The 25,107-nt window shown below is 65.8% G+C and carries 29 protein-coding genes and 2 pseudogenes; 16 read left to right on the top strand and 15 right to left on the bottom strand.

Annotated features, from left to right (window positions below; translation table 11 throughout):
- Nucleotides 1-82 precede the first annotated feature (82 nt).
- Complete coding sequence (locus DIE06_RS14040; RefSeq protein ID WP_124661919.1) at nt 83-2,224, bottom strand: hypothetical protein; 2,142 nt, start codon at nt 2,222-2,224, stop codon at nt 83-85.
- 86 nt (nt 2,225-2,310) lie between these two features.
- Nucleotides 2,311-2,937 carry a hypothetical protein gene (locus tag DIE06_RS14035; RefSeq protein WP_124661918.1) on the bottom strand — a complete coding sequence of 209 codons (627 nt, stop codon included), beginning with the start codon at nt 2,935-2,937 and terminating at the stop codon, nt 2,311-2,313.
- A gap of 52 nt (nt 2,938-2,989) precedes the next feature.
- Between DIE06_RS14035 and DIE06_RS14030 the strand changes: the two genes are divergently transcribed.
- Nucleotides 2,990-3,520, top strand: a complete 531-nt coding sequence (locus DIE06_RS14030) for an isochorismatase family protein (RefSeq protein WP_124661917.1) — start codon at nt 2,990-2,992, stop codon at nt 3,518-3,520.
- Nucleotides 3,521-4,066: 546 nt separating this feature from the next.
- On the opposite strand, the gene DIE06_RS14020 is transcribed toward DIE06_RS14030, so the two are convergent.
- The 7 genes from DIE06_RS14020 to DIE06_RS13985 form a co-directional block, all read right to left on the bottom strand.
- Nucleotides 4,067-4,351: a hypothetical protein gene (locus DIE06_RS14020; RefSeq protein WP_124661916.1), complete on the bottom strand. Its 285-nt coding sequence runs from the start codon at nt 4,349-4,351 to the stop codon at nt 4,067-4,069.
- A 124-nt stretch (nt 4,352-4,475) separates the two neighbouring features.
- Complete coding sequence (locus DIE06_RS39005; RefSeq protein ID WP_124661915.1) at nt 4,476-4,691, bottom strand: hypothetical protein; 216 nt, start codon at nt 4,689-4,691, stop codon at nt 4,476-4,478.
- A 539-nt stretch (nt 4,692-5,230) separates the two neighbouring features.
- Entirely contained in the window at nt 5,231-5,437 is a 207-nt protein-coding gene (locus DIE06_RS14005; protein ID WP_124661914.1) for a hypothetical protein, read from the bottom strand.
- Between the two features lie 9 nt (nt 5,438-5,446).
- Entirely contained in the window at nt 5,447-5,659 is a 213-nt protein-coding gene (rpsU, locus tag DIE06_RS14000) for a 30S ribosomal protein S21 (RefSeq protein WP_124661913.1), read from the bottom strand.
- A 32-nt stretch (nt 5,660-5,691) separates the two neighbouring features.
- Nucleotides 5,692-5,901, bottom strand: coding sequence for a hypothetical protein (locus tag DIE06_RS13995; RefSeq protein WP_124661912.1), 210 nt, complete (start codon nt 5,899-5,901; stop codon nt 5,692-5,694).
- Nucleotides 5,902-5,948: 47 nt separating this feature from the next.
- The gene (locus DIE06_RS13990; protein WP_124661911.1) at nt 5,949-6,233 is read right to left on the bottom strand and encodes a hypothetical protein; all 285 of its coding nucleotides are present in this window, start codon (nt 6,231-6,233) and stop codon (nt 5,949-5,951) included.
- 732 nt (nt 6,234-6,965) lie between these two features.
- Complete coding sequence (locus DIE06_RS13985) at nt 6,966-7,169, bottom strand: cold-shock protein (RefSeq protein ID WP_124661910.1); 204 nt, start codon at nt 7,167-7,169, stop codon at nt 6,966-6,968.
- Nucleotides 7,170-7,605: 436 nt separating this feature from the next.
- On the opposite strand from DIE06_RS13985, the pseudogene DIE06_RS13980 reads away from it, so the two are divergent.
- Nucleotides 7,606-8,292 (top strand): annotated as a pseudogene (locus DIE06_RS13980) (sensor histidine kinase); the annotation flags it as partial.
- A gap of 39 nt (nt 8,293-8,331) precedes the next feature.
- Here the strand turns inward: DIE06_RS13980 and DIE06_RS39000 are convergent.
- A pseudogene (locus DIE06_RS39000) lies at nt 8,332-8,628 on the bottom strand (Arm DNA-binding domain-containing protein); the annotation flags it as partial.
- A gap of 85 nt (nt 8,629-8,713) precedes the next feature.
- On the opposite strand from DIE06_RS39000, the gene DIE06_RS13970 reads away from it, so the two are divergent.
- The 4 genes from DIE06_RS13970 to DIE06_RS13955 all read left to right on the top strand — a co-directional run bounded on the left by DIE06_RS13970 (nt 8,714) and on the right by DIE06_RS13955 (nt 11,088).
- Complete coding sequence (locus tag DIE06_RS13970) at nt 8,714-9,031, top strand: Dabb family protein (RefSeq protein WP_124498654.1); 318 nt, start codon at nt 8,714-8,716, stop codon at nt 9,029-9,031.
- The gene (locus DIE06_RS13965) at nt 9,028-9,507 is read left to right on the top strand and encodes a PaaI family thioesterase (RefSeq protein ID WP_006753420.1); all 480 of its coding nucleotides are present in this window, start codon (nt 9,028-9,030) and stop codon (nt 9,505-9,507) included. Before DIE06_RS13970 ends, DIE06_RS13965 begins: the two co-directional genes overlap by 4 nt.
- A 146-nt stretch (nt 9,508-9,653) precedes the next feature.
- The gene (locus tag DIE06_RS13960; RefSeq protein WP_124661909.1) at nt 9,654-10,613 is read left to right on the top strand and encodes an alpha/beta hydrolase; all 960 of its coding nucleotides are present in this window, start codon (nt 9,654-9,656) and stop codon (nt 10,611-10,613) included.
- A 34-nt stretch (nt 10,614-10,647) separates the two neighbouring features.
- Entirely contained in the window at nt 10,648-11,088 is a 441-nt protein-coding gene (locus DIE06_RS13955; RefSeq protein ID WP_124661908.1) for a GNAT family N-acetyltransferase, read from the top strand.
- A 19-nt stretch (nt 11,089-11,107) separates the two neighbouring features.
- On the opposite strand, the gene DIE06_RS13950 is transcribed toward DIE06_RS13955, so the two are convergent.
- Nucleotides 11,108-11,953 (bottom strand): NRDE family protein, encoded by an 846-nt coding sequence (locus tag DIE06_RS13950; protein WP_124661907.1) that lies wholly within the window; start codon nt 11,951-11,953, stop codon nt 11,108-11,110.
- A 76-nt stretch (nt 11,954-12,029) separates the two neighbouring features.
- The gene (locus tag DIE06_RS13945) at nt 12,030-13,064 is read right to left on the bottom strand and encodes a folate-binding protein YgfZ (protein ID WP_124661906.1); all 1,035 of its coding nucleotides are present in this window, start codon (nt 13,062-13,064) and stop codon (nt 12,030-12,032) included.
- Between the two features lie 77 nt (nt 13,065-13,141).
- Between DIE06_RS13945 and mltG the strand changes: the two genes are divergently transcribed.
- From mltG to DIE06_RS13895, 9 genes are all read left to right on the top strand, one after another.
- A complete protein-coding gene (gene mltG, locus DIE06_RS13940; RefSeq protein ID WP_124661905.1) occupies nt 13,142-14,161 on the top strand; it encodes an endolytic transglycosylase MltG in 1,020 nt (339 codons plus the stop codon).
- Nucleotides 14,161-14,781, top strand: a complete 621-nt coding sequence (gene tmk, locus DIE06_RS13935; RefSeq protein ID WP_124661904.1) for a dTMP kinase — start codon at nt 14,161-14,163, stop codon at nt 14,779-14,781. The genes mltG and tmk overlap by 1 nt, the downstream gene beginning before the upstream one ends.
- 18 nt (nt 14,782-14,799) lie before the next feature.
- Nucleotides 14,800-15,828, top strand: coding sequence for a DNA polymerase III subunit delta' (locus DIE06_RS13930; protein WP_124661903.1), 1,029 nt, complete (start codon nt 14,800-14,802; stop codon nt 15,826-15,828).
- 79 nt (nt 15,829-15,907) lie between these two features.
- Nucleotides 15,908-16,687: a TatD family hydrolase gene (locus tag DIE06_RS13925; protein WP_124661902.1), complete on the top strand. Its 780-nt coding sequence runs from the start codon at nt 15,908-15,910 to the stop codon at nt 16,685-16,687.
- 43 nt (nt 16,688-16,730) lie between these two features.
- A complete protein-coding gene (locus DIE06_RS13920) occupies nt 16,731-17,441 on the top strand; it encodes an ankyrin repeat domain-containing protein (RefSeq protein ID WP_124661901.1) in 711 nt (236 codons plus the stop codon).
- 119 nt (nt 17,442-17,560) lie between these two features.
- A complete protein-coding gene (locus DIE06_RS13915; protein ID WP_006485939.1) occupies nt 17,561-17,917 on the top strand; it encodes a Rap1a/Tai family immunity protein in 357 nt (118 codons plus the stop codon).
- A 93-nt stretch (nt 17,918-18,010) separates the two neighbouring features.
- Entirely contained in the window at nt 18,011-19,183 is a 1,173-nt protein-coding gene (locus DIE06_RS13905) for a mechanosensitive ion channel family protein (protein WP_124661899.1), read from the top strand.
- Between the two features lie 46 nt (nt 19,184-19,229).
- Nucleotides 19,230-20,405: an AAA family ATPase gene (locus DIE06_RS13900; protein ID WP_124661898.1), complete on the top strand. Its 1,176-nt coding sequence runs from the start codon at nt 19,230-19,232 to the stop codon at nt 20,403-20,405.
- 275 nt (nt 20,406-20,680) lie between these two features.
- A complete protein-coding gene (locus DIE06_RS13895; protein WP_124661897.1) occupies nt 20,681-21,745 on the top strand; it encodes a glycosyltransferase family 4 protein in 1,065 nt (354 codons plus the stop codon).
- A 99-nt stretch (nt 21,746-21,844) separates the two neighbouring features.
- Here DIE06_RS13895 and DIE06_RS13890 read toward each other — a convergent pair whose 3' ends face one another.
- The 3 genes from DIE06_RS13890 to DIE06_RS13880 form a co-directional block, all read right to left on the bottom strand.
- Nucleotides 21,845-22,432 carry a YSC84-related protein gene (locus DIE06_RS13890; protein ID WP_059449922.1) on the bottom strand — a complete coding sequence of 196 codons (588 nt, stop codon included), beginning with the start codon at nt 22,430-22,432 and terminating at the stop codon, nt 21,845-21,847.
- A 232-nt stretch (nt 22,433-22,664) separates the two neighbouring features.
- Entirely contained in the window at nt 22,665-23,123 is a 459-nt protein-coding gene (locus DIE06_RS13885; RefSeq protein WP_185733402.1) for a hypothetical protein, read from the bottom strand.
- 324 nt (nt 23,124-23,447) lie between these two features.
- Entirely contained in the window at nt 23,448-23,738 is a 291-nt protein-coding gene (locus DIE06_RS13880) for a PsiF family protein (RefSeq protein ID WP_044843641.1), read from the bottom strand.
- Nucleotides 23,739-24,001: 263 nt separating this feature from the next.
- Here DIE06_RS13880 and DIE06_RS13875 point away from each other — a divergent pair, with 263 nt between their 5' ends.
- Nucleotides 24,002-25,024 (top strand): asparaginase, encoded by a 1,023-nt coding sequence (locus DIE06_RS13875; RefSeq protein WP_124661896.1) that lies wholly within the window; start codon nt 24,002-24,004, stop codon nt 25,022-25,024.
- Nucleotides 25,025-25,107 lie beyond the last annotated feature (83 nt).

Below are 25,107 nucleotides of genomic sequence, written 5' to 3'. Positions count from 1 at the left end.
CGAACCCCCGTTTCGCGCGCGACCTGAATGATGCCCCGCTGGCGAATGCGCGTGCGGGGCTTTCGTGTCACGGGTGCGTCATCTATCGCGACGCAACGGCCGCCGCATGCTCCGGTTGCGCGTCCTGCATCCGCTGCGACGCCTGCCACCAGTACTTGCCCGTGCGCAGCTGCGGATCCCGGATCGCGAGATACGTCGTGCTCCACAGCTGCGCCGCGTTGGCCTCGGTCGCATCCGCGCTGCGCGTGCCGAATGCGTCGGTCTGGTACTGGCCGTTGACGTACGACCAGGTCCACATTTCCGACGTGCGCATGTCGCGCCCGTTCGAGATCACCTGCCAGATCGTCTGCCGCGCCTGCGTCAGCAGCGTGCGCGTCGTGTCAGACAGGTCCTGGCGCGCGAGCTGGCGATCGAGCCCGGCGACCCACATCGCCTGCTGCCACGACCAGATCACCGTGCCGTGATACGCGGAACTCGTGAACTTCGGCCACAGCGTCGGGTTCGCATACGCGGGATTCGCGATCAGCATTCCGGCATCGGTGACGAGCCCGGTCGGGAACGGCCGGGTGACGTCGGCGACGATCCGCCGGAGCTGGTCGTCCGGCGGCGTGCCGAACAGCAGCGCGAAGCCGCCGTCGGAATTCATCACCGGAATCGGCGTCCCCTCCTGGTCGAGCGACAGCGCGTAGAACGTCAGCGGCGCGTCCGGCGCGGTGCCGGCCGGCACGCCGGCGGACGGCGCATAGGCCGACACGTCGGCCGCCGCCTGCGCGGCCGGCACGCTCACCTGGAACAGCGGCGGCGCCTGCTGCTCCCAGGTAGCCGCTTCGGTCGCCGTGTTCGCAAGCGTCGCGCGTTGTCCGGCGTCCAGGTACGGATCGAGCAGGCCGTGTGCGAGAAACGCATTCGCCGCACGCAGCGCGGCCGGCACGAGCACCGCATTCACGTCGTATGGATACACGCCGCTGCCGAGCCCGTCGGTGCTGTCGCGCCAGTTGCCGACGATCTCGCCGGGCCGCAGGTGGATCAGGTTCGCGATCGATGGCTGCTGCGCGAACGGCTGCGCGGTCGCCGCGACGTGCAGCAGGTTGACGACGAGCCGGCTCCCGTTCGTCTGGCCGTCGCTGCCGCGTTGGGCGAGATAGGCGGCCGCGCGCGCCTGGCCGCGCGTGTCGTCGATCAGCCAGGCCGCGGCGATCGGCGCGAGCAGGTAGTCGCTGTCGATCATCTTGTAGTCGTAGGTCGGCGTCGCATCGTTCGGCCGGCCGTGCTTCGCGTTGTCGACCAGCGCGAATTCGCCGATGCCTTCCTCGTGCGCGACCTTGCCGTCGTTCGACAGGCGGCTCAGCACCGACGTCAGGCCGGCCTCGATCGCCGCCGGTTCGAGCACCGGCATCAGCATGCGCACCGAGATCAGCGTGTCGCGGCCGAAGTAGGTGTCGTACTGCCACGAGCCGGCCAGCAGCTTGTCGTGGAAGCTCAGGAATTCGAGCACGTTCTGGCTGACCGGGTCGGGATTCACGGACGGCGCGAGCAGATCGGCGCGCAGGATCGGCGACAGCGGCGTCTCGCCCGACAGCGCATCGACATGCAGTTTCAGCGTGCGTGTGCCGGCCGCCGCGCGCAGCACGAGCTTGCCGCCCGCTGCCGTCGAGATGCTGCCGCCGTCGCGCAGCGAGAGGCGCAGCGCGTAACCCGGGGCGCCGTCGATCCGGTCGCGCTGCCATTGCGCGGCGCTGCCCTGGAGCGTCGGGGCGGCGACGATTTCCGGCGGAATCGTCGCGCCGCCGTTGAAGTCGCGCAGGAAGCGCACATTGCTCAGCAGCCCCTGGCGGATCGTCAGCGTGTCGGTGTCGACCGACACGTCGGCGCCGATGCCGTACAGCGGGCGGCCGTGCGTGTCGGGCGCCGACAGCGCGGACGGCGCCGTATCGAGGCTCCAGTTCACCGGCTGCACGGTATCGTCGAACCACAGCCCGGTGCCGCTGTTACCGGCCGGAAACACCACGAGCAGGCGCGGTTTCGTCGACGAGCGTACCAGCAGGTGCGCGGCGACCTTGTCCTGCCGGTAGAACGCATTGATCTGCCCGCCGGTGTCCATGCGGAACGACAGCGCGGCCTGGTTCGACGGCGGGTTGCCCGACCGGACGTCGTCGTCGTTGCAGGCCGCGAGCAGGCCGGCGCAGACGAATCCCATACACAGCGACTTCGCGAAGCGATGCATGTCATGTCCCTCCTGATGACTGGCGATTTTTATGAAAATGATCGAATCTGCGGGCGCTCGGCCTGCTTCGTCCGGTGCGCCGGCATTCAGATGAATGCGCGACTTAATCCCGGTGTGATGCGGGGCGAATTGGGCGGTATAACCGGCGCGCGGTTAAATTCCGGAATTGAAAAGCGAAAGGAAACTCCGCCCGGTGAGGCATGAATGACTGCTTCCGCAGGCGCCACGGCATGGCGCAGGAAGTGAATCGTGTACGGCGAGGAAAATGAAACGTAAGCTTTCGTAGGGGATTCTAAAGTTCGGGTAAAGCTGAAGTCAATAATGATTTTGAAGACGCGCGAATAATCAATTGAAAAGCGAGTGCAATTATTTCCTGATGGATCGGTAAAATGTTCGAATTGGTGTGAATTGAAAAAAATAATCGAATTTGAAATTCGACGAGAATCAATCGGCAATGGATGCCGGTATGGGCGATTTGCCGGTGCCTGCCGGGCGGTTGAATCGACGGCGGCGAATTCGGTGAATTCGGCGCGGCAGGCGAGCGAGCAATTGGCGTTCCCGCAATGGCGCCGAGTGCGGGCGCGCGATGCCGATTTCGAATTCCGGTCCCCAACCGCAGCGCCCGCAATCACCCGTCTGAGCCGACAAATTTGGTAGGCTTGGAGGCTTCTTCCGCTTTCGATTCCGGTCTTTCGCGGAGCCGGACGTTTCATTGATGGCAGGCGGTGGTCGAAGTCGCCCTTGCATCGTCTTGGAGAATGCGCGGTGCTACACGTACCCGACGATTCAGTGCTCGTATTGGTGGACTTTCAGACTCGACTTATGCCGGCGATTCACGACGGGGCGCGCGTCGTGGCGCAGGCCGTTCGACTCGGCCGTATTGCACGGATATTCGAGGTGCCGGTCATCGGAACCGAGCAGAGTCCGCTCCGGCTCGGCGAGACCGTGTCGGACTTCAAGGGGTTGTGCTCGGACACCGTGGCCAAGGACCATTTCGACGCGTGCGCGGATGGCCTGGCCGATGCGCTTCCGGCCGAGCGCAACACTGTCATCGTTGCTGGTTGCGAGGCACACGTCTGCGTGTTGCAAACGGCCTTCGGCCTGTTGCGCAGCGGCCGCAAGGTCACGGTGGTCCGCGATGCCGTGGGTTCCCGCAAGACGGTGGATCGCGATGCGGCGATCGACAGGCTTCGGGCGAAGGGCGTGGAGATTGCGACCGTCGAGATGATCGGGTTCGAATGGCTCGGGTCCAGCCGGCATCCGCATTTTCGCGACGTGCTGCAATTGATCAAGTGAATCACAACCGACGTTCAGGCGCGGCGCGGAACGCCACGTCGGCAACCGGGCAGGCGAACCTCGGAATGACCGTACGCTGGTGCAGGCAAGTCTGGCAGGCCGGTGCCGGTACTTGCGAGCGGGAGTCTGGCATCGGTGGGAGAGGTGGAGAAAAAGCGGGCATCGCCGCCGCAGGCGTGAAATGATGCCCGTTTCGACGTTTGCGTTCCCGTGGCCGGCCGCGCTTGCCGGCGCGTGAATGGCGGCGCAACGGAACATCCATGACCGGCAAGGGTTTCGGCCGGAATGGCGAATCAACACGAACAGGAGCAACGGAAGTGATCAGACATATCGTGATGTGGAAGCTGCATTCACATTTCGATACATAAGGTGCTGATAATCCGCGAGCTGCGTTCGAATCGACATCATTCGGAGGCATCAGTCGATACACGGTGAGTCGGTTGCAAAGAGCAGGCTGCAACAGCAAGTTCGTAGTGCGCGGACGGAAGAATAGGTGCCCACCGTATCCGAATCTGAACGCGCTGGACTCGTACTCGGAATCCAATTTCAGAGAATTGCTAGCAACCGCAGTTGGTGTTCGGTCTCCGTTCCCTTCACTAGCGTGTAGAACCGCGCCTCCTGCCGGTCAAGTGCCGACAAATTTTGGGCATTGGAAAACATGGTCCATTCGTCACCGTCGATACGCTCGAGTTTTCCGCGAGTTCGTGCAAAAGCCAGCAGCAATCGACTGGCTTCCCGTCGGATAACGATGCGGTCCATATTCAACACATAGGGCCGCCAGCCGCCCAGAAGGACGAGATAGTGAGGTATGGATCTTTGATCAATTATCATCACGTGCGTTGCTTCTTCCGGGGTGACGCTGGCAAATCAGACTCCTTCCGAGCTGATCCTCTGCATAGGCTCTTGAAGAGAAAGAGCCATTTCCTTCACATTCTTTCGTTGGTTTTCCTCATCATCAACCAAATTGTGAAGTCAACCATACTTCTGCCCATTCCGTTGCATATGCAACTGCGTCGTCTCGACGCTCGAAGGCAGCCAAATCGCCGCTGCAGTGTACTTGTCGTTCATCTCCGTCTATCAGTGTTGTGGTAATCCTCACATGTGCGACGTACTGCCCATCGGCTCTACGTGGTGTCGGATCGATTCGGAATCGCGTCGAATTGAAGAGCATTTGCCCCTCCAAATTTGTGGTCGTCGCGGACTGAGTTGGAAGCGGGGCTGCGGGAAAGAGAGTCGGGTGTAACGGCGTATCATGATCCGGCTGGTTTCCTGAACGGATCTGCAACGCACCATTCCACCGTTTTTCTTCGCCGCGCGAGCGTAGCCACTATCACACATGGTCTCGAAGGTACCGAATGCACTTTATCCGTAGGCTCAACCGATTCACGAGCGTGCCTCGTGGACGGGCTGAGTCATCTCCAACGCCAGGAAGCCGTTCCGAGAGCGCGGTGGCGTCCACGGAGCGGACTGATTTCGCTATCTGAAGAGAAGCGTGACCTATCCAGACACGATCGCGCCACTCGCATTTCGCGCGATGGACGATAAGCCATGCCTGCAGTGATTCCACGAGCTGAACGGGTGACAGCCACGCCCGAGTTTTCCGTTTGGTGACGAGTTGAAGGACAACAAGGAAACAGAGCAAATCCACGTACCTGGTCACGACACGCATAGTTGGTCTTCTGGCTTTCGATGCTTGTTAATGCGTCAGCATCATCCTTGGATGCTGAGCGCCTTCTCTATGGCTGCAATCAATTTGAATGCATCGTCTCGGCCGATCAAGAGTCCGCGGCTGGTGTACTCACATCCGAATGCATAGAAGCTCGGCAGTAATGTCACCATGTCTTTCTGTCGATCGAAATCTACTTGGCATTTCGTCAACGGGAAAAACGGCGGAACGTCGGCCGGCATGTTGGACACGTTGTTCTCCTAGTACATTTTGCGTGGGGGCAACATGCGCTTCGCTCGCAGGCGCTGCCTAGCAACGGCACTGGCTTTTTTTCGCTTGCGTTCTGTCGTGGGCTTTTCGTAGCCGGTGCGACTGCGCAATTCGCGAATCAACCCGGTTCTCTCGATGTTGCGGCGGAATCGCCGCAGCGCGACATCGATCGGTTCGTTGACTTTCAACGTGATGGTCGTCATGGTTGTCCTGTTTGGTAACGTTCGAATAAAAATTAGCCGAGTCGTGTCATGACGGCGCTTGCTATCTCGTCGGACTCAAATTCCGAATGTCCGGCACCGATCGATAGCGCGCGTATTGCTACGAACATTTGCAACTCTTGCTGGTGACACAGCGCCGAATCAGAGATGCCGACGAGCGAGACCGTGTTGGTCCATGCGATCTCACGTCGCCTGATCAATGCGAGCAGTTCGTCGATGATCATTTTGTTCTCCAAATTGCTGATACATCGCATCAGCATCGCGAGCTTCCTTACCCTGCGCTCGAAAAAAATCCCTGCGTTTCGCGATTGTCGTCGATGATGTTCTCGGCATAGCGCAGCGATGCGCGACGTGCGTCACCGGCGGTATCGAACGGCGTGTTATTGCGAAGCCTGAAGGTCTGGCTTTGCGTCAGCGTGTCCGTGACACCGCGAAGACAAATCTTGACTGCTGCGTCGAAGCCGGCATCGTAGTTGTGCGGGGCTCCATTCGCCGCCGGAACGTGAGGGTAAATCAATGGATAAATCTCGAATCCGCGGTAGACATGCGTGCTCATGACAAACTCCTAGTGTTCGACCACGGCCAACAACGCGGGCGAACTCGTCCGACCGACATCCGTCCATCGTCGGGCGGGCCGGTGGTGGGGTGAAAGGGTCAACGTTGCGGCGCGGAGGAGGGGTGATGCAGCGAGCGCGCGATGGTGGAGAGGGGAGCGCTCGGAGGGCTAGCGATCGCTCGGATGAGTCCATCATACGCGCATCGATTGTTGGGCGTCCAACTTATTCCCATTTCATTCAACGGCACATCAGGCGCGCTGGCAACTGGATCGCGAGCGGCGCCGCTTCACGCCGCAATCGGGTTGCGCGACAACGACTGCTGCGTATGCAGCCGCGATCGCGCTCGCTATTGCGGGGGCGTCGTGCGCTTTTTGGGGTGTAATTTCGTGACTGACGACTGTTTGGGTGGCACCCAGTTCAACGCCGTGCCGAGCTTGGGCAACATCACTGGCTGCTTGGTACGTGGAGGCGCCTTGTTGCCGCGAGGCTGATTTCGTGTCATGGAGTTTTCCTGCCGCGTCGTGTGCGCGATCCTATGAGCATGGCTTGTCTGATCGCTCATGCTCGGCGGAACGCGCGCACTATGAGGGGCGTAATCTTGCATCCGGATACAACGCGATGCGAAACGGACAGCCCCTGCGTGCCTGTCTCGAGACTCGTAGCGTCTGCGAGGCCGTGCATGGCATAAAGAGCGGTGGTAACGCACCGCTCTGGTTGAGGGCTTAAGACGATTACAGCGGGGTGATGTTCGACGCCTGCAGGCCCTTGGGGCCGCTCTTAGTCTCGTAGCTGACTTTCTGGCCTTCGGCCAGGCTCTTGAAACCGTCGCCGCGAATCTCGGAGAAGTGGGCGAACAGATCGTCACCGCCGCCGTCGGGCGTGATGAAACCGAAGCCCTTGCTGTCGTTGAACCACTTGACGGTACCGGTATCCATGTTAGATCTCCTGAGAATGGACGAGCGTATGCGTCGCGAACGAACGCGGAAAAATAATCAAGAGGGGAGGACAACGAATACCGCAGGTCGCGGTCGATGATGAGCAGCAGTCGCGCTTCTTGAATACTTCACGGCCGACACTACGCGCCGTGAAGGATGGTGTCAAGCGGTTTCGGTCGAGGGGCAGAACGTGACCTTTGCTCGTTCTCGGCTGATCTCGGGTCAGATTGGCATGCTGTGGCGAAAACGGGTATTCCTTTTCGATTCGATGCTACCTACATCGTGGATAGGGAATTCGTGGCGCGCGCCAATCATTGAAGCACCGGTCGACTTGGCAGTAACTTGAAGTGCGCCATACCGAGTCGAGCGACATTGTTTGAGCTGCCGAATCGAAGCAGTTACAAGATTGCTGTTGACGCTGGTGCTACCCATCAGCAACTTGTTGCTGGGTATGCTGGGTCACGACATGCGCTCGCCTCTGCACACGATTCAGCTCACGGCGTCCTATCTAGCGGCGCTCAATGCGGGAGAGGACGTATCGGCGGCGGCCGCTCGGCTGATCAGGCGCGGTCGCCGCATGCACGGTTTCCTCGACGATCTCAGCGATTTCAATCGGACTCAGCTTGGGCCAGGCATCAACGTTGTTCGACGGAATGTCGATCTCGCGCATACGCTCACCAATGTGGTCGACGAATTGCAGGCCGCTCACCCTGACCGTCAAATCAATCTCGATATAAGCGGCGACCTTCGAGGTGAGTGGGATGATCAACGCATGCAGCAGTTATTGACTAACTTGGTCAACCACGCCGTCAAGTACGGAACACCGAATACGCCGGTACGGGTGACAGCAGCGTCGTCTGACTCGGAAGTACTGATCGAGGTCGGGAACTGCGGACCCGCCATCGATCAGGTCGCGGACGCAGCGCATCGACGGTTTGCGGGAACTGACGCGCGACCGGGTGGCGAGCCTCAAACTGCGGCGCGAAGCCAACGGATGAATCTCGCCATAGTGCCGCTCGGTCCACGTTTTCCGCTCTTTCTCCAGCCATTCTTCGCTGACGGCTCGGAAAGTTGCTTTGCCCTCATCGATACGCGCGGACAGCGCTTCCTGACGCGCGTGTGAAGGATGCAGCCCCTTCTTCACAAGCGCGCGGGCATCGTCTCTCGCTCCGCGCGCGTCTTGTAGACTGACGGTAGGGTATTCGCCGATCGCGAATACGTTCTCCTTTCCGGCAATCCTGTATCGGTATCGCCAGAGCTTCGAGCCTGATGGGCGCACCTCAAGATACAGTCCATTGGCGTCGGTAAGTTTGGTAGGCTTGTTGCCTGCTTTCGCTTGTCGGATCTTGACGTCTGTAAGTGGCACGGTGAAAAAGCGGGTATCGTCGTTGGAAGTTTGAAATTGTCCCCGCTTTGATACTCGCTTTTTCCTCGGCTGGGTGCGATTTTCGACGAACATGAGCGAACGATGAAAGGGCGGTTGACGCCTGACTGGTAAGGGTTTTGGGCGAATCGCCGAACCAACGCGAACAGGAGCGAACAAAGTGATCAGACATATCGTGATGTGGAAGCTGAAGGAATCGGCCGAAGGCGGCACGCGTGCGCAGAACGCACTCAAGCTGAAGGAAAAGCTCGAAGGCTGCCGCGACCTCGTGCCGGGCATCCTGCAACTCGACGTCGGCATCGCGACGCCGGGACTCGAAGCCACGTCGGACGTCGTGCTCGTGTCCGATTTCACGGACCAGGCCGCGCTCGATGCGTACCAGGTGCACCCGGTTCACCAGGAAGTGAAGAAATTCATCGTGGCGGTGGCCGAATCGCGTCAGTGCGTCGACTATCTCTCGGAAAGCGCAGCACGATGAGCGACGCGGCATCCCCGACGGACGGTCCGTCGATCGAAAGCCCGTTCGTCGATCTGCTCGGCGTGCGGCTCGTGTCCGCGAAGGACGGCGCGAGCGAGATCGTGCTGCCGCTCGACGAGCGGCACATGAACACGTGGAGCATCGCGCACGGCGGCGTGACGATGACGCTGTCGGACATCGCGCTCGCGATGGCCGCGCGCAGCCTGACCGACGACGGCGTCGGCGTCGTCACGGTCGAGATGAAGGTGAACTTCATGCAGCCCGGGCGCGGCGAGTTGCGTGCGTACGGACGCGTGATGCATCGTTCGACGACGATGGCGTACTGCGAAGGCGAAGTGCGCGACAGCGACGGCAACTTCGTCGCGAAGGCGCTCGGCACGTTCAAGTACATGCGGCGGCTCGCGGTGGGCCGCGACATCAAGCGGCAACGCACGCGCACGGCGCCGGACGCGCAGCCCGGCCCGAGCGACGCGTAAGCGCCCGGACACACGGCGGCCCTGCCTCTCCCAGGCAGGGCCGTTTTGATTGAAGGCACGGGCTTCCGGCGCACCGCGCGACCGACCCGCGCGTGGCATCATGTGACGCTTGTCCGCTCACGGTGCCGCACGCGCCGTCCTCACCGATGCCGCTGAATCCGAAGATCGCCCAGGTGCTCGACATGGTCGAGCGCGCGAAACGTCCGTCGTATCACCACCAGACGCCGCAGCAGGCGCGCGCCGCGTATGAGAAGAGCGCGCCGATCCTCGACGTCGCGCCGGCGCCGATGCATTCGGTCGAGGCCTGCGTCGTGCCGACGCGCGACGGCCGCTCGATCGGCGCGCGGCTCTTCCTGCCGGTCGAGCCGAGCCTCGCCGAACCGCTGCCGGCGCTCGTCTATTACCACGGCGGCGGCTTCACGGTCGGCAGCGTCGATACGCACGACGCGCTGTGCCGGATGTTCGCGCGCGACGCGCAGTGCGCAGTGCTGTCGGTCGACTACCGGCTCGCGCCCGAACACCGGTTCCCGACCGCGGTGAACGACGCCGACGACGCATTGCGCTGGCTGCATCGCGAAGCGGCCGCATTCGGCATCGACGCCACGCGGCTCGCGGTGGGCGGCGACAGCGCGGGCGGCACGCTCGCGACCGTCTGCGCGGTGCTCGCGCGCGACGCGGGCATCGACCTTGCGCTGCAGATGCTGATCTATCCGGGCGTGACGGGCTACCAGGACACCGAATCGCATGGACGGCTCGCGAACGGCTACCTGTTGACGCAGGACACGATCCAGTGGTTCTTCACGCAATACGTGCGCGATCGGTCCGACCGCGACGACTGGCGCTTCGCGCCGCTCGACGGCACGCGCGATGCGCCGTCGTTCGGCGGGGTCGCGCCGGCCTGGATCGCGACCGCCGAATACGATCCGCTGAGCGACGAGGGCGCCGCGTACGCGGACAAGCTGCGTGCGGCCGGCAATACGGTCACGCTGGTCTGCTATCCGGGGATGATCCACGAGTTCTTCAAGATGGGCGGCTACGTGCCCGAGGTGCGGGCCGCGCATGCCGACGCGGTGGCGGCGCTCAGGGCCGCATTCGACGACGTTTGACGGCGGCGGCGCCCGGCGCCGCGCGGAGGGAGCGATGACCGACGGCTGGGTGGAAACGGGCGACTGGGCGGTGCTGGGCGGCGATGCCGCACGGATTCGCGATGCGGTGTTCGTGCGCGAGCAGCGGATTCCGCCGGAATGGGAGCTCGACGACGAGGATCCGCTGTCGCTGCACGCGGTTGCCTACCGGGTCGATGCGGCGACCGGCGCACGCCGCGCGGTCGCGACGGGGCGGTTGCTGCGCACCGGCACGATCGGCCGCGTCGCGGTGCTGGCCGACGCGCGCGGGCAGGGCGCCGGATCGGCCGTACTGCATGCGCTGCTGGACGCGGCGCGGCATCGCGGCGAGCCGGTCGTGCGGCTCTACGCGCAGGATGCCGCGGTGTCGTTCTATGTGCGGCACGGCTTCACGGCGATCGGCGAACCGTTCGTCGAAATCGGCGTGCCGCACGTCGAAATGGCGCGCGCGCCCTAGCGCCGCACGCGCGGCAGGCTCAGCGCGGTCGCGTCGCGTCGATGTCGAACGTGAACGCGCGCTCGAAACTACCCGGGCGAACGGTGCGGTGCGAGCCGTCGTCGTCGCAGCGTTCCTTGATGTCGACCGTCAATCGCACGCCTTCCTTCATCGTCACGCGCAGCGCGGTCGTGCCGCGCGTGCCGTATTCGGGCGTCTCGATGAACGCGGCCGACAGCGCACGCTCGCGCTCGATCGGAATGCCGGTATGCGGCAGCGCGTCGTCGTCCGCGACATGCGGATCGCGCATCAGCTCGATCAGCTCGTCGAGCGACGGGGTCGGGTTGTCGGTCAGCAGCGTGCCGAGTTCCGCGCGCTTGCGCACGACTTTAGGCCAGGGCGTATCGAGCCGCGCATTCGACAGCGCATGCACGCCGGCGTCGATCGCGACCGGCGCGGCCACGCCGGTTTCGCCTTCGGCCGCGCGGTTGCAGAACCACGCGAGCTCGCGCCGCTTCCAGTCGCCGACCAGCAGGTTGAAGCCGTTGTACACGGCCGAGTGCTCGGCCAGTTCGCCGAGGTAATCGAGTGGCGCGACGGACGGGCTGCGGAGGAAATCGGACACGAGCTTGCCGCGGGTCGGCGCGCCCGCGCGAATGTCGAACGGCGCACGGTAATTGGTCAGGGCCGCGAAGCGGCCGTCGCGCGACACGCCGAGCCACGTGCCGCCCGCTTCGAGATCGCGGCCGGCGAGCACGCCCGGCACATCCTCCCACCACGAAAGCGGCGCACTCGTACGGCGAAAGAATTCGTCGCGGTTGGCGATCAGGGTAAAGACGGGACCGGCGGCGGCATCAGGCTGCCAGTCGAAGGCAATCAGACACATCGGGCGAATCTCTCGCAGGAAACATCGCGCACCGGCCGCCATCTGCGAACCGGCGTGCGAACGGGTTGTCAGTGCATCACGCTTCCGTCGGCCACGCGTATGGCAGCGCGTCGAATGCGAGCGCCGGACCGTCGGCCGAACCGAGGTGCACCGTGCCGCTGTCGAGCGCGGCCAGCTTGATCTCGACGAGCGTGTCGACGCCGCCCGCAGGCGCGGCCGCCGCGTTGACGATCATCCCGCACGGCTGGCCCGGGTCGTCGCTGTGGAACAGCTCGACGCCGGCATGCACGGTGTCGGTCTCGCCGGCAATGTGCGCGAGCGCGGTACGGCGCTTGATCGTGCCGCGATACTGGCTGCGCGCGACGATTTCCTGGCCCGGGTAGCACCCCTTCCGGAAGTTAACGGCGCCGATCACGTCGAAGTTGACCATCTGCGGCACGAACTGTTCGACGGCCGGCTGCGTGATGCGCGGCTCGCCCGCGCGCACGTCGAGCCAGTCCCATACAGCCGGCGACACGACCGGCAGCGTGCCGGCGAGCGCGGCGAGACGCGCGTCGACTTCCGCGCGAGGCCCGATCCACAGGTAGCGCTTGCGTCCGGCTGCATCCGGCACGCGGATCAGCGCCCCGGCCGGGCCGTCGACCTTCACGTGCACGCCGTCCGGCAGCGCGTCGAAAATGCCCGACAGCGCATCGCGCACGTCGCCCGCGAAGCCGATCACCGCGAGCGCGTCGCTCGCGTCCGTCAGCTTCGCCTTCGCGCGCAGCACGAACATCGACAGCCGTTTCTGCACGGCGGCCTGGACGTCCTTCGAGACCAGCAGCCGCACGCCGTGACCGGCGCGCCACGCGAGGAACGACGCGAGCAGGCGGCCCTTCGGCGAGCAATAGCCGGACAGGCGCGCACTCGCGGCATCGAGATGTTCGATGTCGTTGGTGAGCTGGCTGTGCAGGAACGTCGCGGCGTCGTCGCCGGCCACGTCGATCACGCCGAACTGCGCAAGCGGCATGCAGGCGCCCGGCGCGTCGAAATCGGCGGCGGACGGGCGGGGGAAAACGGGGAGCGAGACGGATGCGACCTGGGCAGCCGGTGAAGCGAACGGTGTGCTCATGGAATGAGGGAACAGTCAACCCTGACTTTGACGAAGGCGAGCAAGTATTATATGGGTCTTACCTGAGTCACGTTTCCATGTCCCTACTGAAGAAATGCGCCGCGACGGTCGTGGCGCTGGCCGTCGTTGTGGCCGCTGCCGGCGCGGGCGGCGGGTATTACTGGGCGACCCGGCCGCTGCTGCTGGGCGCCGCATCGCTCGACGTCACGATCAAGCCGCGCAGCAGCGTGAAGAGCGTCGCGCTGCAGCTCAAGCGCGGCGGCGTGCCGGTCGAGCCGCTCGGCTTCGTCGCGATGACGCGCCTGCTCGGGCTGTCGAGCCGGCTCAAGTCAGGCAACTACGAATTCAAGACCGGCGTCACGCCGTACGACGTGCTGCAGAAGATCGCGCGCGGCGACGTGAACGAGTACGTCGCGACGGTGATCGAGGGCTGGACCTTCAAGCGGATGCGCGCGGAACTCGACGGCAATCCCGATCTCGCGCACGCGACGGCCGGCATGAGCGATGCCGAACTGCTGCGCGCGATCGGCGCACCGGACAACGCGATCCAGCGCGGCAGCGGCGAGGGGCTGTTCTTCCCCGACACCTACCTGTTCGACAAAGGCACGAGCGACCTGAACATTTACCGGCGTGCATACCACCTGATGCAGACGCGCCTCGACGAAGCGTGGGCCGCGCGCGTGCCGGGGCTGCCGTACAAGACGCCTTACGAAGCGTTGACGATCGCGTCGATCGTCGAAAAGGAAACGGGCCACGCGGCCGATCGCGCGTTCGTCGCGGCCGTGTTCGCGAACCGGCTGCGCATCGGAATGCCGCTGCAGACCGATCCGTCGGTGATCTACGGCCTCGGCGACGCGTACGACGGCCGCCTGCGCAAGCGCGACCTGCAGGCCGACACTCCTTACAATACCTATACGCGCCGCGGGCTGCCGCCGACGCCGATCGCCCTGCCGGGCGTCGCCTCGCTGCAGGCGGCGATCAATCCGGCCCAGACGAGCGCGCTCTATTTCGTCGCGAAGGGCGACGGCACGAGCGTGTTCTCGGACACGCTCGGCGATCACAACAAGGCCGTGGACAAGTACATACGAGGTCAATAATGGCGAGCGGTAAATTCATCACGTTCGAAGGCATCGACGGGGCCGGGAAGACCACCCACCTGCAATGGTTCTGCGAACGCCTCCAAACCAGGCTGGCCGCGAGCGGCCGGCAGGTCGTCGTTACCCGCGAGCCGGGCGGCACGCAACTCGGCGAGAAGCTTCGCGAGATCCTGCTGAACCAGCCGATGGATCTCGAGACCGAAGCGCTGCTGATGTTCGCCGCGCGCCGCGAGCACCTCGCGCTCGTGATCGAGCCCGCGCTCGCTCGCGGCGACTGGGTCGTGTCCGATCGCTTCACCGACGCGACCTTCGCCTACCAGGGCGGCGGCCGCGGGCTGCCGCGCGACAAGCTCGAGACGCTCGAGCGGTGGGTGCAGGGCGGTTTCCAGCCCGACCTGACGGTGCTGTTCGACGTCGCGCCGCAGGTGGCGAGCGAGCGCCGCGGCGCCGCGCGCATGCCCGACAAGTTCGAAAGCGAGTCGGACGCGTTTTTCTCGCGCACCCGCGGCGAATACCTGCGGCGCGCGGAAGAGGCGCCGCATCGCTTTGCGATCGTCGACGCGACGCAGACGATTCCCGAGATCCGCCAGCAGCTCGAACGCGTGCTCGCCGCGCTGTAACACGAAGGAACGCACCACATGATCTATCCGTGGCAGACCGACGACTGGAACCGCCTGCAGCAATTGCGCGCGCAGTGGCCGCATGCGCTGCTGCTGCACGGCCAGGCCGGGATCGGCAAGCTGCAGTTCGCGCAGCATCTCGCGCAGGGCTTCCTGTGCGAAGCGCCGCGGCCGAACGGCGAGCCGTGCGGCACCTGCGCGGCCTGCACGTGGTTCGCGCAGGGCAACCATCCGGACTACCGGATCGTGCTGCCCGAGGCGCTCGCGGGCGAAGCGCCGGGTGCGGCCGACGACGCGAAGCCGACCGACGCGGACGAAGGCGGCAAGAAGACGCGCGCGCCGAGCAAGGAGATCAAGATCGAGCAGGTGCGTGCGCTGCTCGACTTCTGCGGGGTCGGATCGCACCGCGGCGGTGCGCGCGTCGTCGTGCTGTATCCGGCCGAGGCGCTGAACGTCGCCGCGTCGAACGCGCTGCTGAAGACGCTGGAGGAGCCGCCGTCCGGCGTCGTGTTCCTGCTGGTGTCGGCACGCATCGACCGGCTGCTGCCGACCATCATCAGCCGCTGCCGGCAGTGGCCGATGACCGTGCCGGCGCCCGACGCGGCCGCGGCGTGGCTCGCGGGGCAGGGCGTCGACGATGCGCGCGCGCTGCTCGCGGAGGCCGGCGGCGCGCCGCTCGCCGCGCTGGCGCTGGCGAGCGACGAGAACCGCCCGCTGCGCGATTTCACGCTCGGCCAGCTCGCGGCCGGCGCCGCGTGCGATCCGTTCGCCTGTGGCGAGACGCTGCAGAAGCTGCCGGTGCCGCTGGTGCTCGGCTGGCTGCAGCGCTGGCTCTACGATCTGCTCGCACAGCGGATGGCGGGTGCGCCGCGCTACTTCCCGATGCAGGCGGCCGCGCTCGCGCGTTGCGCGCAAGCCGTCGACGCGAATGCATTCGCGCGCTTCATGAAGGCCGTGACGCGCCAGCGGACGGTCGAGAACCATCCGCTCAATGCCCGGCTCGTATTCGAGGAACTGTTTCTCGGTTATCGGGAAATGTTCGCGTGAGCGCGTATCGTTTCCTCGTAGTGGAGAAACGATTGCCGGCGAGCGCATGAGCGCCCGTCTTACGAATTCAGGAAACACGATGTTCGTCGATTCTCACTGCCACATCAATTTCAAGGGTCTCGCCGACCGCCTGCCGGCCGTGCTGGAGAACATGCGCGAGCACGACGTCACGCACGCGCTGTGCGTGTCGGTCGACTTCGAGACGTTGCCCGACGTGCTCGCGATCGCGCAGGCGCACGACAACGTGTACGCGTCGGTCGGCGTGCATCCGGATCACGAGGACGCACGGGAGCCGACGCTCGCGGAACTGATCGAGCTGGCCGCGCACCCGAAGGTCGTCGCGATCGGCGAGACGGGCCTCGACTACTACCGCCTCGAAGGCCGCTCGATCGCCGACATGGAATGGCAGCGCGAACGCTTTCGCACGCACATCCGCGCGGCGACCGCGACGATGAAGCCGCTGATCATCCATACGCGCTCGTCGTCGGACGACACGCTGCGGATCATGGCCGAGGAGCGCGCGGACGTGCCGGGCGGCGTGATGCACTGCTTTACCGAGCCGTGGCCCGTCGCCGAACAGGCGCTCGCGCAGAACTTCCATATCTCGCTGTCGGGCATCGTCACGTTCAAGAACGCGACCGACGTGCAGGACGTCGCGCGGCGCGTGCCGCTCGAGCGGCTGCTGATCGAAACCGACTCGCCGTACCTCGCGCCGGTGCCGTATCGCGGCAAGCCGAATGAACCTGCGTACGTCAGCCATGTCGGACGCTTTATCGCATCCGAGCGCGGCATCGCCGTCGAGGCACTCGCCGATGCGACGACACAGAACTTTTTCCGGCTGTTCAAGATCGCCCGCTAACGACGCGCGGCCAGCCGACAACCCAGGGAAGGAGCCCACAACAATGACGAAGCCGACCACATACCTGCCCAAGCGCGCACTCGTCGCCGCCGCGCTCGTCGCGAGCGGCCTGTTTGCCGCCGCCGGCGCGCATGCCGAGTCGCTCGACGCGATCGTCAAGGCGGTCAAGTTCGACGACATCGCCGACATCGGCAAGCAGCTCAAGAGCGGCAAGCTCGATCCGAACACGCTCGCGCCGAACGGCGACCCGATCCTGGTGATCGCCGCGCGCGAAAAGTCCGACAAGGTTGCCGCGGCGATCGCCACGACGCCGAACGTCGACCTCGAGAAGGAAGACAAGGCCGGCGAGAACGCGCTGATGCTCGCGTCGCTGAACGGCGACGTCGGGCTCGTCAAGCTGCTGATCGACAAGGGCGCGGAAGTCAGCAAGAAGGGCTGGGCGCCGCTGCACTACGCGGCCACCAACGGCCAGGACGAGGTCGTCAGGATCCTGCTCGACCACGACGCGTATATCGACACCGCGTCGCCGAACGGCACGACGCCGCTGATGATGGCCGCGCGCGGCAACCACGCGACGACGGTCAACCTGCTGCTCGACCAGGGTGCCGATCCGCAGGTGAAGAACCAGCTCGGCATCACCGCGCTCGAGTTCGCGAAGCACTACAAGGCGCCGGACGCGATCGACATCCTGAGCAAGCGGACGGTGCGGGTCGGCGCGTCGGCGCCGGCAGATGCGCAAAAGAGTGCAAAATGAGGGTTTCGGCGCGGCGGCGCAGCGCCCGGCCGGCCGGATTCCGGCCGGCAGCGGGCGTCCGGCCGCCGCGCCGGTCAGCGCAGCAAGCGGCCCGAGGCCGCATTGACATAAGGAACACCATGTTGCGGGCTATGTTTTGTGCCGCGGCGTTTGCCGTGCCGTTGTCGGCGGCGGCTTTCACGGGCGCGGATCTCGACCGGCTGTGCGCGAAGACGGACGTCAAGTCGCGGGCGTCGTGCGCGGCCTACATCGAGGGCGCCGCCGATGGCGTCTACAACACGATCGACGCGATCGGCGGCACCACAGGGCCGCGCGTCGGGCAGTATTTCTGCCTGCCGCCCGACATCCGGGCGCAGCAGATGACCGACGCGGTGCGCAAGTACATCGCGGAGAACCCGAAGCTGGCCGACTACAACGCGAGCACCGCGGTGTCGCTCGGTCTCGGCAAGGCGTTTCCGTGCAGGAGCGGCAACTGATCTGATGCCGGTCCGGGCGCGCGTCGCCCGGACGTCGCCGACGCATCCTGGACGAGGCCGCTGCGTCTCACAACCGAAGTATCCCGGGCGCCGATGATTTCAATCGAGGAAGTGCGGCGCATCGCCGATGCGCCGCTGCATACGTGGCTCGGCACGCTGTGCGTGTCGGTCATCGTCGTACTCGTCGTCGTGATCGTGCATCGTCTCGGTGCGCGCATCGTCAAGCGGATCGCGCAGCCGTATCCGCTGATGACCGTGATCCTGCGCTACATCGACAAATCGTCGCTCGTCACGCTCGGACTGCTGGCGCTGGAATTCCTGTGGGTCCAGGCGGACGACGGCATGTCGTTCGTACGCGGAATGCGTACCGCAGCCGCGGTCGGCTCCATCGTGTCGCTGACCTGGCTGCTGGTGCGGCTCGTGGCCGGGGTCGGCGATGCGATCGTCCGGGCCCATCCGATGGATGCGGCCGACAACCTCCACGCGCGGCGCGTCCACACGCAGGCCAAGGTGCTCGTGCGCACCGTGATGGTACTCATCGTGATCATCGGCACGGGTGCCGCGTTGATGACGTTCCCGAACGTGCGGCAGATCGGTGCGAGCCTGCTGGCGTCGGCGGGCGTCGCGGGGCTGGTTGCCGGTATCGCCGCGCGGCCGGTGCTCGGCAACCTGATCGCCGGGCTGCAGATCGCGCTCACCCAGCCGATCCGGCTCGACGACGTCGTCGTGATCCAGGGCGAATGGGGCCGCATCGAGGAAATCACTGGCTCGTTCGTGTCGGTGCGGCTGTGGGACCAGCGCCGGCTCGTCGTCCCGCTGCAGTGGATCATCGAAAACCCGTTCACGAACTGGACGCGCAGCAGCTCGGAGATCATCGGCACGGTGTACCTGTCGGTCGACTACCGCACGCCGCTCGCGCCGCTGCGCGAGGAGCTCGCGCGGCTCGTCCACGCGGCGCCCGAGTGGGACGGCCGCGTGCAGGTGCTGCAGGTGACCGACGCGACCGAGCGCACGATGCAGCTGCGCGCGCTCGTCAGCGCGGTCGACTCGTCGGCTTGCTGGGACCTGCGCTGCCGCGTGCGCGAGGGCCTGATCGCGTACCTGCAGGCGCGTTTTCCGCAATGCCTGCCGCGCAGCCGGATGGAGCTGTATCCGCACGATTCGGCGCCGGGCGAGCCGAGTCCCGAACGGCCGCATGCGCGGGCGCCCGCCGCCAGCACGGCGGCCAACACCGCGGCCGATCCGAGGGCCGCCGAAGGCCGCTGAACGCGCGCCGTTACCCCATTACCCGTTACGTGCTGCCATTGACGCCATGACCGCGCTGAAGACGCTCGCCATCGCTAACTACCGCTCGCTGCGCGAGCTGTTCGTGCCGCTCGCGGCGCTCACCGTCGTCACGGGGCCGAACGGCAGCGGCAAGTCGAGCGTGTACCGTGCGCTGCGGCTGCTTGCCGACACCGCGCAGGGCCGCGTGATCCCGTCGCTCGCGCGCGAGGGTGGGCTGCCGTCGACGCTGTGGGCCGGCCCCGAACGCTTTTCGCGTTCGATGCTGAGCGGCGACGCGCCGGTGACCGGCACGGTGCGCAACGGGCCGGTGAGCCTCAAGCTCGGCTTCGCTTGCGACGATTTCGGCTATGCGATCGATCTCGGCCTGCCGGTCCCGAGCCGTTCACAGTTCGCGCTCGACCCCGTCGTGAAGCGCGAATGCATCTGGGGCGGCGCGCTGCTGCGCCCGTCGACGCTGCTGGTCGACCGGCAGGGTGCGCAGATTCGCACGCGCACCGGATCGGGCGACTGGCACACGGTGCCGCAGCCGGTCGCGAGCTTCGACAGCATGATGACCGAGTTCGCCGATCCGGTCGGCGCGCCGGAGATGATCGCGGTGCGCGAGCGGATCCGGTCGTGGCGCTTCTATGATCATTTCCGGACCGATGCTCAGGCGCCGGCCCGGCAGTCGCACATCGGCACCCACACGCCGGTGCTGGCGGACGACGGTGCCGACCTGGCCGCCGCGCTGCAGACGATCCGCGAGATTGGCGACGCCGCCGCGCTCGATGCGGCGATCGACGACGCGTTCCCCGGCGCGTCGATCGACATCGACAACCCGGGCGGCCGCGGCCGCTTCGACGTGCTGATGCGCCAGCCGGGGCTGCTGCGGCCGCTGTCGGCCGCCGAGCTGTCGGACGGGACGCTGCGCTACCTGCTGCTCGCGGCCGCGCTGCTGACGGCGCGGCCGCCCGCGCTGATGGTGCTGAACGAACCGGAGACGAGCCTGCATCCCGATCTGCTGCCGGCGCTCGGCCGCCTGATCGCCCAGGCCGCGCGGCGTTCGCAGGTGCTGGTCGTGTCGCACGCGGCGCGGCTCATCGCGACGCTCGAACGCGAGGCCGGCTGCGAGTCGCTCGTGCTCGACAAGCAGCTCGGCGCGACCGTGCTCGTCGATGCGGACACGCGCGACCTGCCGCCGTGGAAGTGGCCGTCACGCTGACGGGCGTGGCGGTGTGCGTGCGGCCGCGTCGGCGGCAAGCCGCCGGTAGCCCGCGGCGCCGGTCCGGCTGTGCCGATGCGGTTCTGGCGGCCCTGAGCGCGAATGTATCCGGTCTGTAACAACCCCCATAAAATGAAAGGCCGGTGCTGACGGGCATCGGAATCGCGAATAATAATGAGATATTCGGCCGGCGCGATGCCGGCCGCGCGCTGCACGGAGCCGCAGGTGCGCACGGCCCCGGTGCCGGCCGACCGAGGACACAGGAGACGTGGACCATGAGAATTGCCCAGATCGCCCCGCTGACCGAATCCGTGCCGCCGAAGCTGTACGGCGGCACGGAGCGCGTCGTGTCCTACATCACCGAGGCGCTCGTCGACCTCGGCCATGACGTGACGCTGTTCGCCAGCGGCGATTCGACAACCCGGGCCAGGCTCGAACCGGTGTGGCCGCGCGCGCTGCGGCTCGACTCGTCGATCCGCGACCGCGTCGCGCCGCACATGCTGCTGATGGAGACGGTCGCGCGCCGTGCGAAGGACTTCGACGTGCTCCATTTCCACATGGACTACTACTCGTTTTCGGTCTTCAACCGGCAGGAGACGCCATTCGTGACGACGCTGCACGGCCGGCTCGACCTGCCCGAGCAGCAGCCGGTGTTCGATACGTTCAACACCGCGCCGGTGATCTCGATCTCGAATTCGCAGCGCCAGCCGCTGCCGCAGGCGAAATGGCTGACGACCGTGTACCACGGGCTGCCCGACACGCTGTATCTGCCGCAGCCCGTCGAGCCGCGCTATCTCGCGTTCCTCGGCCGCATCTCCCCGGAGAAACGGGTCGACACCGCGATCCGCATCGCGCGCCAGTGCGGGCTGCCGATCCGGATCGCCGCGAAGATCGACGCGGCTGACCAGGAATACTTCGAACGGGAGATCGAGCCGCTGTTCGCGCTGCCGCACGTCGAATACATCGGCGAGATCGCTGACCACCAGAAGGCCGAATTCCTGTCGGGCGCGCATGCGCTGCTGTTTCCGATCGACTGGCCGGAGCCATTCGGGCTGGTGATGATCGAGGCGATGTCGTGCGGCACGCCGGTGATCGCGTTCAATCGCGGCGCGGTGCCGGAAGTGGTGGACGAGGGCGTGTCGGGCTTCATCGTCGAGGACGAGATCAGCGCGGTGGCCGCCGTGAACCGGCTGCACCTGTTGCCGCGCGCACGCGTGCGGCAGCGCTTCGAGGAGCGCTTCACGTCGCGGCGGATGGCGCAGCAGTACGTCGACGTGTACCAGTCGCTGATTCGTGCGCAGAAGCGCTCGCGCTTCAAGGTGATCGATTCGACGACCTGACGCGCGGTGTGCACGGATGAAAAAACGGCGATGCCCGCAAGGACATCGCCGTTTGCATGTCGCCCGCGCGCGGTGCGCACGGGCGAGGACGCCGCCGCGTCAGATCTTCAGCTTCGTGACCTTCGTGCCGTTGATCGACACGTCGCCCATCAGGCCGGCATTGGTCAGCACGATGACCTGGACCGGCGCGGTGGCCGTGGTCGTGTCGACCGCGCCGTTCGCGCCCATCTTCACGAGCGCGACCGATGCGCCGGCGCCGGCTGCCCAGCCGTCCGAGCCGCGGAATTCGTCGAGCGCTTCCTGCGTCATGAACAGGAACACGATCGCCTTCGACTGCGCGCCGGCCTGCAGGCCGACCGACAGCGACGACGTGTTGTAGTAGCCGACCGTGCTGCCGCCGACGCGCAGCGCGCCGTTGCCGGTCTGGCCGCCGACGATGAAGCCGGCCTGGATCACGTCGGGGAAGACCAGCACGCCGCGCGATTTCGCGACGAGTTCACGCGAACCCTTGACCGTGGAATACATGCGCGACAGCGTTGCATCGACGCTCGAGTCGATCGCCTGACGCTTCGACGCGTTGGTCGCCGCATTGTCGGGCTTGTCGGGGGTGGTGGTGCAACCGGTGAGCGCAAGGCTGCCGACGATCAGCGCCGCGGCGGCTTTCAGCACAAGATTCCGTTTTTGCATCGTTCTTCTCCATCGGGTGATGTTCGGAGTGAGCTTCGCTCAAGGAGCGGATCACGTCGGCAGTTATATCACAGCGGATTACAGCCTCATTTCGTTGCCGCGTGAAAAAGCGTCAAATCGTCGGGAGAATGTCGCGGCGTGCCAACGGAAAAATCGGCGCGCGCACGCCGGCGCATCGCGCGCGGCCGACGGCGGGCAGGAAAAACGGAAACCAGGCGCGGGACGGCGTGCGTCAATGCGTGACGGGCGGCACCGGCGGGGCGGGTGGCTTGATCGGCGGGCGCCGCAGCGCGCGCCGGATCAGCGCGATCACGACCCCGCACGCGAACAGGAACGCGGCCGGCACGACCCAGTAGCCGACGAACGCGTGCCACAGATAACCGGCGAGCGTATTGCGGCGCACCACGTATTCGTCGCGGGCCGCCTGCTGGCGTGCCGCGTTGGCGGCCAGCACGTCGGCCGGGCAGCCGGCCGCGCGCGCCGCGTCAGGATCCCCGTGGCACTTCGCGGCGGCGCCGGCCGCCTGCTGCGCATCGGTGAGCTGCCAGGTGGTCAGCGCGAGTTGCAGGTCGGCTTTGTTGTACGCCATTTCCTCGCGGATTTCGCGCACGGCGACGATCGCGACGGGCACGGCCCAGAACACGATCACGATCAGCCAGCGGCGGAACCAGCGGTGTTGTCTCCATGCCATCCATGCCTCCGTTTGACGCGGCGTGCGCGTCCGTCTCGAGGGCGGCCCGATGGCGCTTCTTGTACTTGGATGGGCCGCGTTGCAGCCATCATAGAAGAAATCGCGGCGAATTGCCGCACCATGTGGCGGCATTTATACGGCGTGCGGGGGAAGCGGGGCGGGAAGGCGGCGGCGCGTGTCGCGACGGCGGCAGCGACGGTGCCGGCAGCCGGATGGTACGGCAACGCATCCGGTGTCATCGCACGCGTCGATGCGCATGCAACGAAAACAAAAATGCCGCGCCCGCTGAAGCGGAGCGCGGCATTCGTGCGGGAGCGCCGGAACTCAGGCGGCCGGCTGGCTGCTCAGGCAGCTCTTCATGAACGCCTTGCGGTCGTCGCCCTTCTTGTCGGCGGCCTGGGTGTTACAGGCCTTCATCTTTTCCTGCTGCGACATCTTCTTCGCGGGCTTGGCCGACAGGCAGTCCTTCATGAACGCCTTGCGTTCGTCGCCCGTCTTGCCTGCGGCCTGGGTGTTGCAGGCCTTCATCTTGTCCTGCTGGCTGTTCGCCGCGAAAGCGGGGGAAGCCAGCATGCCGCCGAGAAGCACCGCGGCTACGAGCGATTGGATTTTCATTTCGACACTCCCATGGGGTGAATTGCGTTTTATATCGACGCCGCCACGAAGCCCGGCGCAACGGGAACAGGGCCACATCGCGCCGCGCGCTCCGATTATGGCAAATCAATGTGAAAACACCAAAACGGCATTCCTATAACGCGGCGGGCGGCGTGGCCGTTGACGGCGCGCGCCCGGCGGCGATCGGGACAAACCATGACGCCAGGTGTCCGGCTCCGGCCGTACCTACCGGCCGCCGGCCGCGAACCATTACAATCGCGGCCATGAATACTCCGAATCTTGCATCTCCTTCGTTCGCGCCGGCCCTGCCGCGCATTGCCGTACTCGCCACCGGCGGCACGATCGCCGGCGCCGCGCCGGACGCCGCCAGCACGGCCGGCTATCAGGCCGGCGCGCTCGGCGTCAATTTCCTGGTCGATGCGGTGCCGGCGCTCGCGTCGGTCGCGCGCATCGACGCCGAGCAGGTCGCCAGCATCGACAGCAAGGATCTCGCGCTCCCGCTGTGGAATACGCTCGCCGCGCGCATCGACGTGCTGATGGCCGATCCGGCGATCGACGGCATCGTGATCACCCACGGTACCGACACGCTCGAGGAAACCGCGTACGCGCTGCATCTGGTCGTGACCGGCGACAAGCCGGTCGTGCTGACGGCCGCGATGCGGCCGGCCACCGCGCTGTCGTCCGACGGCCCGCTGAACCTGCTGAATGCGGTGACGGTCGCCGCTCACCCGGCCGCGCGCGGGCAGGGCGTGCTCGTCGCGTTCAACAACCGGATCCATGGCGCGCGCGACGTCGTGAAGACGAGCACCTACGCGGTCGACGCATTCCAGTCGCCGGAGCTGGGCGCGCTCGGCTGGGTGCAGGACGGCCGCGTCGAATTCGCGCGCCGCGTGACGCGCTCGCGTGATGTGCAACTGGCGATCGCCGCGGCGTGGCCGCCGGTCGAAGTCGTCGCGAGCTATGCGGGCGTGACGCGCACGGCCGTCGACGCGCTCGTCGCGGCCGGCGTGCGCGGCCTCGTCGTCGCGGGCACCGGCAACGGGTCGATCCATGTGACGCTTCAGGCGGCGCTCATTGATGCGGTGAACGCGGGTGTTGCCGTGGTGCGCGCGTCGCGCGTCGGCTCGGGGCACGTGATGCGCAATGGCGCCGCGAACGACGATGCGCTCGGTTTCGTGAGTGCCGGGTCGCTGAGTCCGTTCAAGGCACGCGTGCTGCTGATGCTCGCGCTCGCGAACGGCATTCACGCGCGCGATGCGTTGCAACGCGCATTTGACACGCTGTGACCGATGGCCGCCGACCGGGCGGCACGCGGCGCGCATAAAAATGGCAGGCCGATGGCCTGCCATTTTTGCGTCAGTGCTGCGCG

The organism is Burkholderia sp. Bp8998 (assembly GCF_003854235.1).
GTDB lineage: Bacteria > Pseudomonadota > Gammaproteobacteria > Burkholderiales > Burkholderiaceae > Burkholderia.
The sequence above is the reverse complement of the archived record's forward strand: the minus strand, read 5'-3'. Positions and strand labels throughout refer to the sequence as shown.

What these genes read in the sequence shown, in the direction of transcription:
- DIE06_RS13950 (WP_124661907.1), bottom strand. Translation starts at nt 11,953, where the DNA reads ATGTGTCTGATTGCCTTCGACTGGCAGCCTGATGCCGCCGCCGGTCCC.
- DIE06_RS13995 (WP_124661912.1), bottom strand. Translation starts at nt 5,901, where the DNA reads ATGATCATCGACGAACTGCTCGCATTGATCAGGCGACGTGAGATCGCA.
- DIE06_RS13905 (WP_124661899.1), top strand. Translation starts at nt 18,011, where the DNA reads ATGATTTCAATCGAGGAAGTGCGGCGCATCGCCGATGCGCCGCTGCAT.
- DIE06_RS13955 (WP_124661908.1), top strand. Translation starts at nt 10,648, where the DNA reads ATGACCGACGGCTGGGTGGAAACGGGCGACTGGGCGGTGCTGGGCGGC.
- DIE06_RS14035 (WP_124661918.1), bottom strand. Translation starts at nt 2,937, where the DNA reads ATGAAACGTCCGGCTCCGCGAAAGACCGGAATCGAAAGCGGAAGAAGC.
- DIE06_RS13990 (WP_124661911.1), bottom strand. Translation starts at nt 6,233, where the DNA reads ATGAGCACGCATGTCTACCGCGGATTCGAGATTTATCCATTGATTTAC.
- rpsU (WP_124661913.1), bottom strand. Translation starts at nt 5,659, where the DNA reads ATGACGACCATCACGTTGAAAGTCAACGAACCGATCGATGTCGCGCTG.
- DIE06_RS14020 (WP_124661916.1), bottom strand. Translation starts at nt 4,351, where the DNA reads ATGATAATTGATCAAAGATCCATACCTCACTATCTCGTCCTTCTGGGC.
- DIE06_RS13930 (WP_124661903.1), top strand. Translation starts at nt 14,800, where the DNA reads ATGATCTATCCGTGGCAGACCGACGACTGGAACCGCCTGCAGCAATTG.
- DIE06_RS13895 (WP_124661897.1), top strand. Translation starts at nt 20,681, where the DNA reads ATGAGAATTGCCCAGATCGCCCCGCTGACCGAATCCGTGCCGCCGAAG.
- DIE06_RS13890 (WP_059449922.1), bottom strand. Translation starts at nt 22,432, where the DNA reads ATGCAAAAACGGAATCTTGTGCTGAAAGCCGCCGCGGCGCTGATCGTC.
- DIE06_RS13965 (WP_006753420.1), top strand. Translation starts at nt 9,028, where the DNA reads ATGAGCGACGCGGCATCCCCGACGGACGGTCCGTCGATCGAAAGCCCG.
- tmk (WP_124661904.1), top strand. Translation starts at nt 14,161, where the DNA reads ATGGCGAGCGGTAAATTCATCACGTTCGAAGGCATCGACGGGGCCGGG.
- DIE06_RS13960 (WP_124661909.1), top strand. Translation starts at nt 9,654, where the DNA reads ATGCCGCTGAATCCGAAGATCGCCCAGGTGCTCGACATGGTCGAGCGC.
- DIE06_RS39005 (WP_124661915.1), bottom strand. Translation starts at nt 4,691, where the DNA reads ATGCTCTTCAATTCGACGCGATTCCGAATCGATCCGACACCACGTAGA.
- DIE06_RS13945 (WP_124661906.1), bottom strand. Translation starts at nt 13,064, where the DNA reads ATGAGCACACCGTTCGCTTCACCGGCTGCCCAGGTCGCATCCGTCTCG.
- DIE06_RS14040 (WP_124661919.1), bottom strand. Translation starts at nt 2,224, where the DNA reads ATGCATCGCTTCGCGAAGTCGCTGTGTATGGGATTCGTCTGCGCCGGC.
- DIE06_RS13885 (WP_185733402.1), bottom strand. Translation starts at nt 23,123, where the DNA reads ATGGCATGGAGACAACACCGCTGGTTCCGCCGCTGGCTGATCGTGATC.
- DIE06_RS13915 (WP_006485939.1), top strand. Translation starts at nt 17,561, where the DNA reads ATGTTGCGGGCTATGTTTTGTGCCGCGGCGTTTGCCGTGCCGTTGTCG.
- DIE06_RS13900 (WP_124661898.1), top strand. Translation starts at nt 19,230, where the DNA reads ATGACCGCGCTGAAGACGCTCGCCATCGCTAACTACCGCTCGCTGCGC.
- mltG (WP_124661905.1), top strand. Translation starts at nt 13,142, where the DNA reads ATGTCCCTACTGAAGAAATGCGCCGCGACGGTCGTGGCGCTGGCCGTC.
- DIE06_RS13880 (WP_044843641.1), bottom strand. Translation starts at nt 23,738, where the DNA reads ATGAAAATCCAATCGCTCGTAGCCGCGGTGCTTCTCGGCGGCATGCTG.
- DIE06_RS13875 (WP_124661896.1), top strand. Translation starts at nt 24,002, where the DNA reads ATGAATACTCCGAATCTTGCATCTCCTTCGTTCGCGCCGGCCCTGCCG.
- DIE06_RS13920 (WP_124661901.1), top strand. Translation starts at nt 16,731, where the DNA reads ATGACGAAGCCGACCACATACCTGCCCAAGCGCGCACTCGTCGCCGCC.
- DIE06_RS13925 (WP_124661902.1), top strand. Translation starts at nt 15,908, where the DNA reads ATGTTCGTCGATTCTCACTGCCACATCAATTTCAAGGGTCTCGCCGAC.
- DIE06_RS13985 (WP_124661910.1), bottom strand. Translation starts at nt 7,169, where the DNA reads ATGGATACCGGTACCGTCAAGTGGTTCAACGACAGCAAGGGCTTCGGT.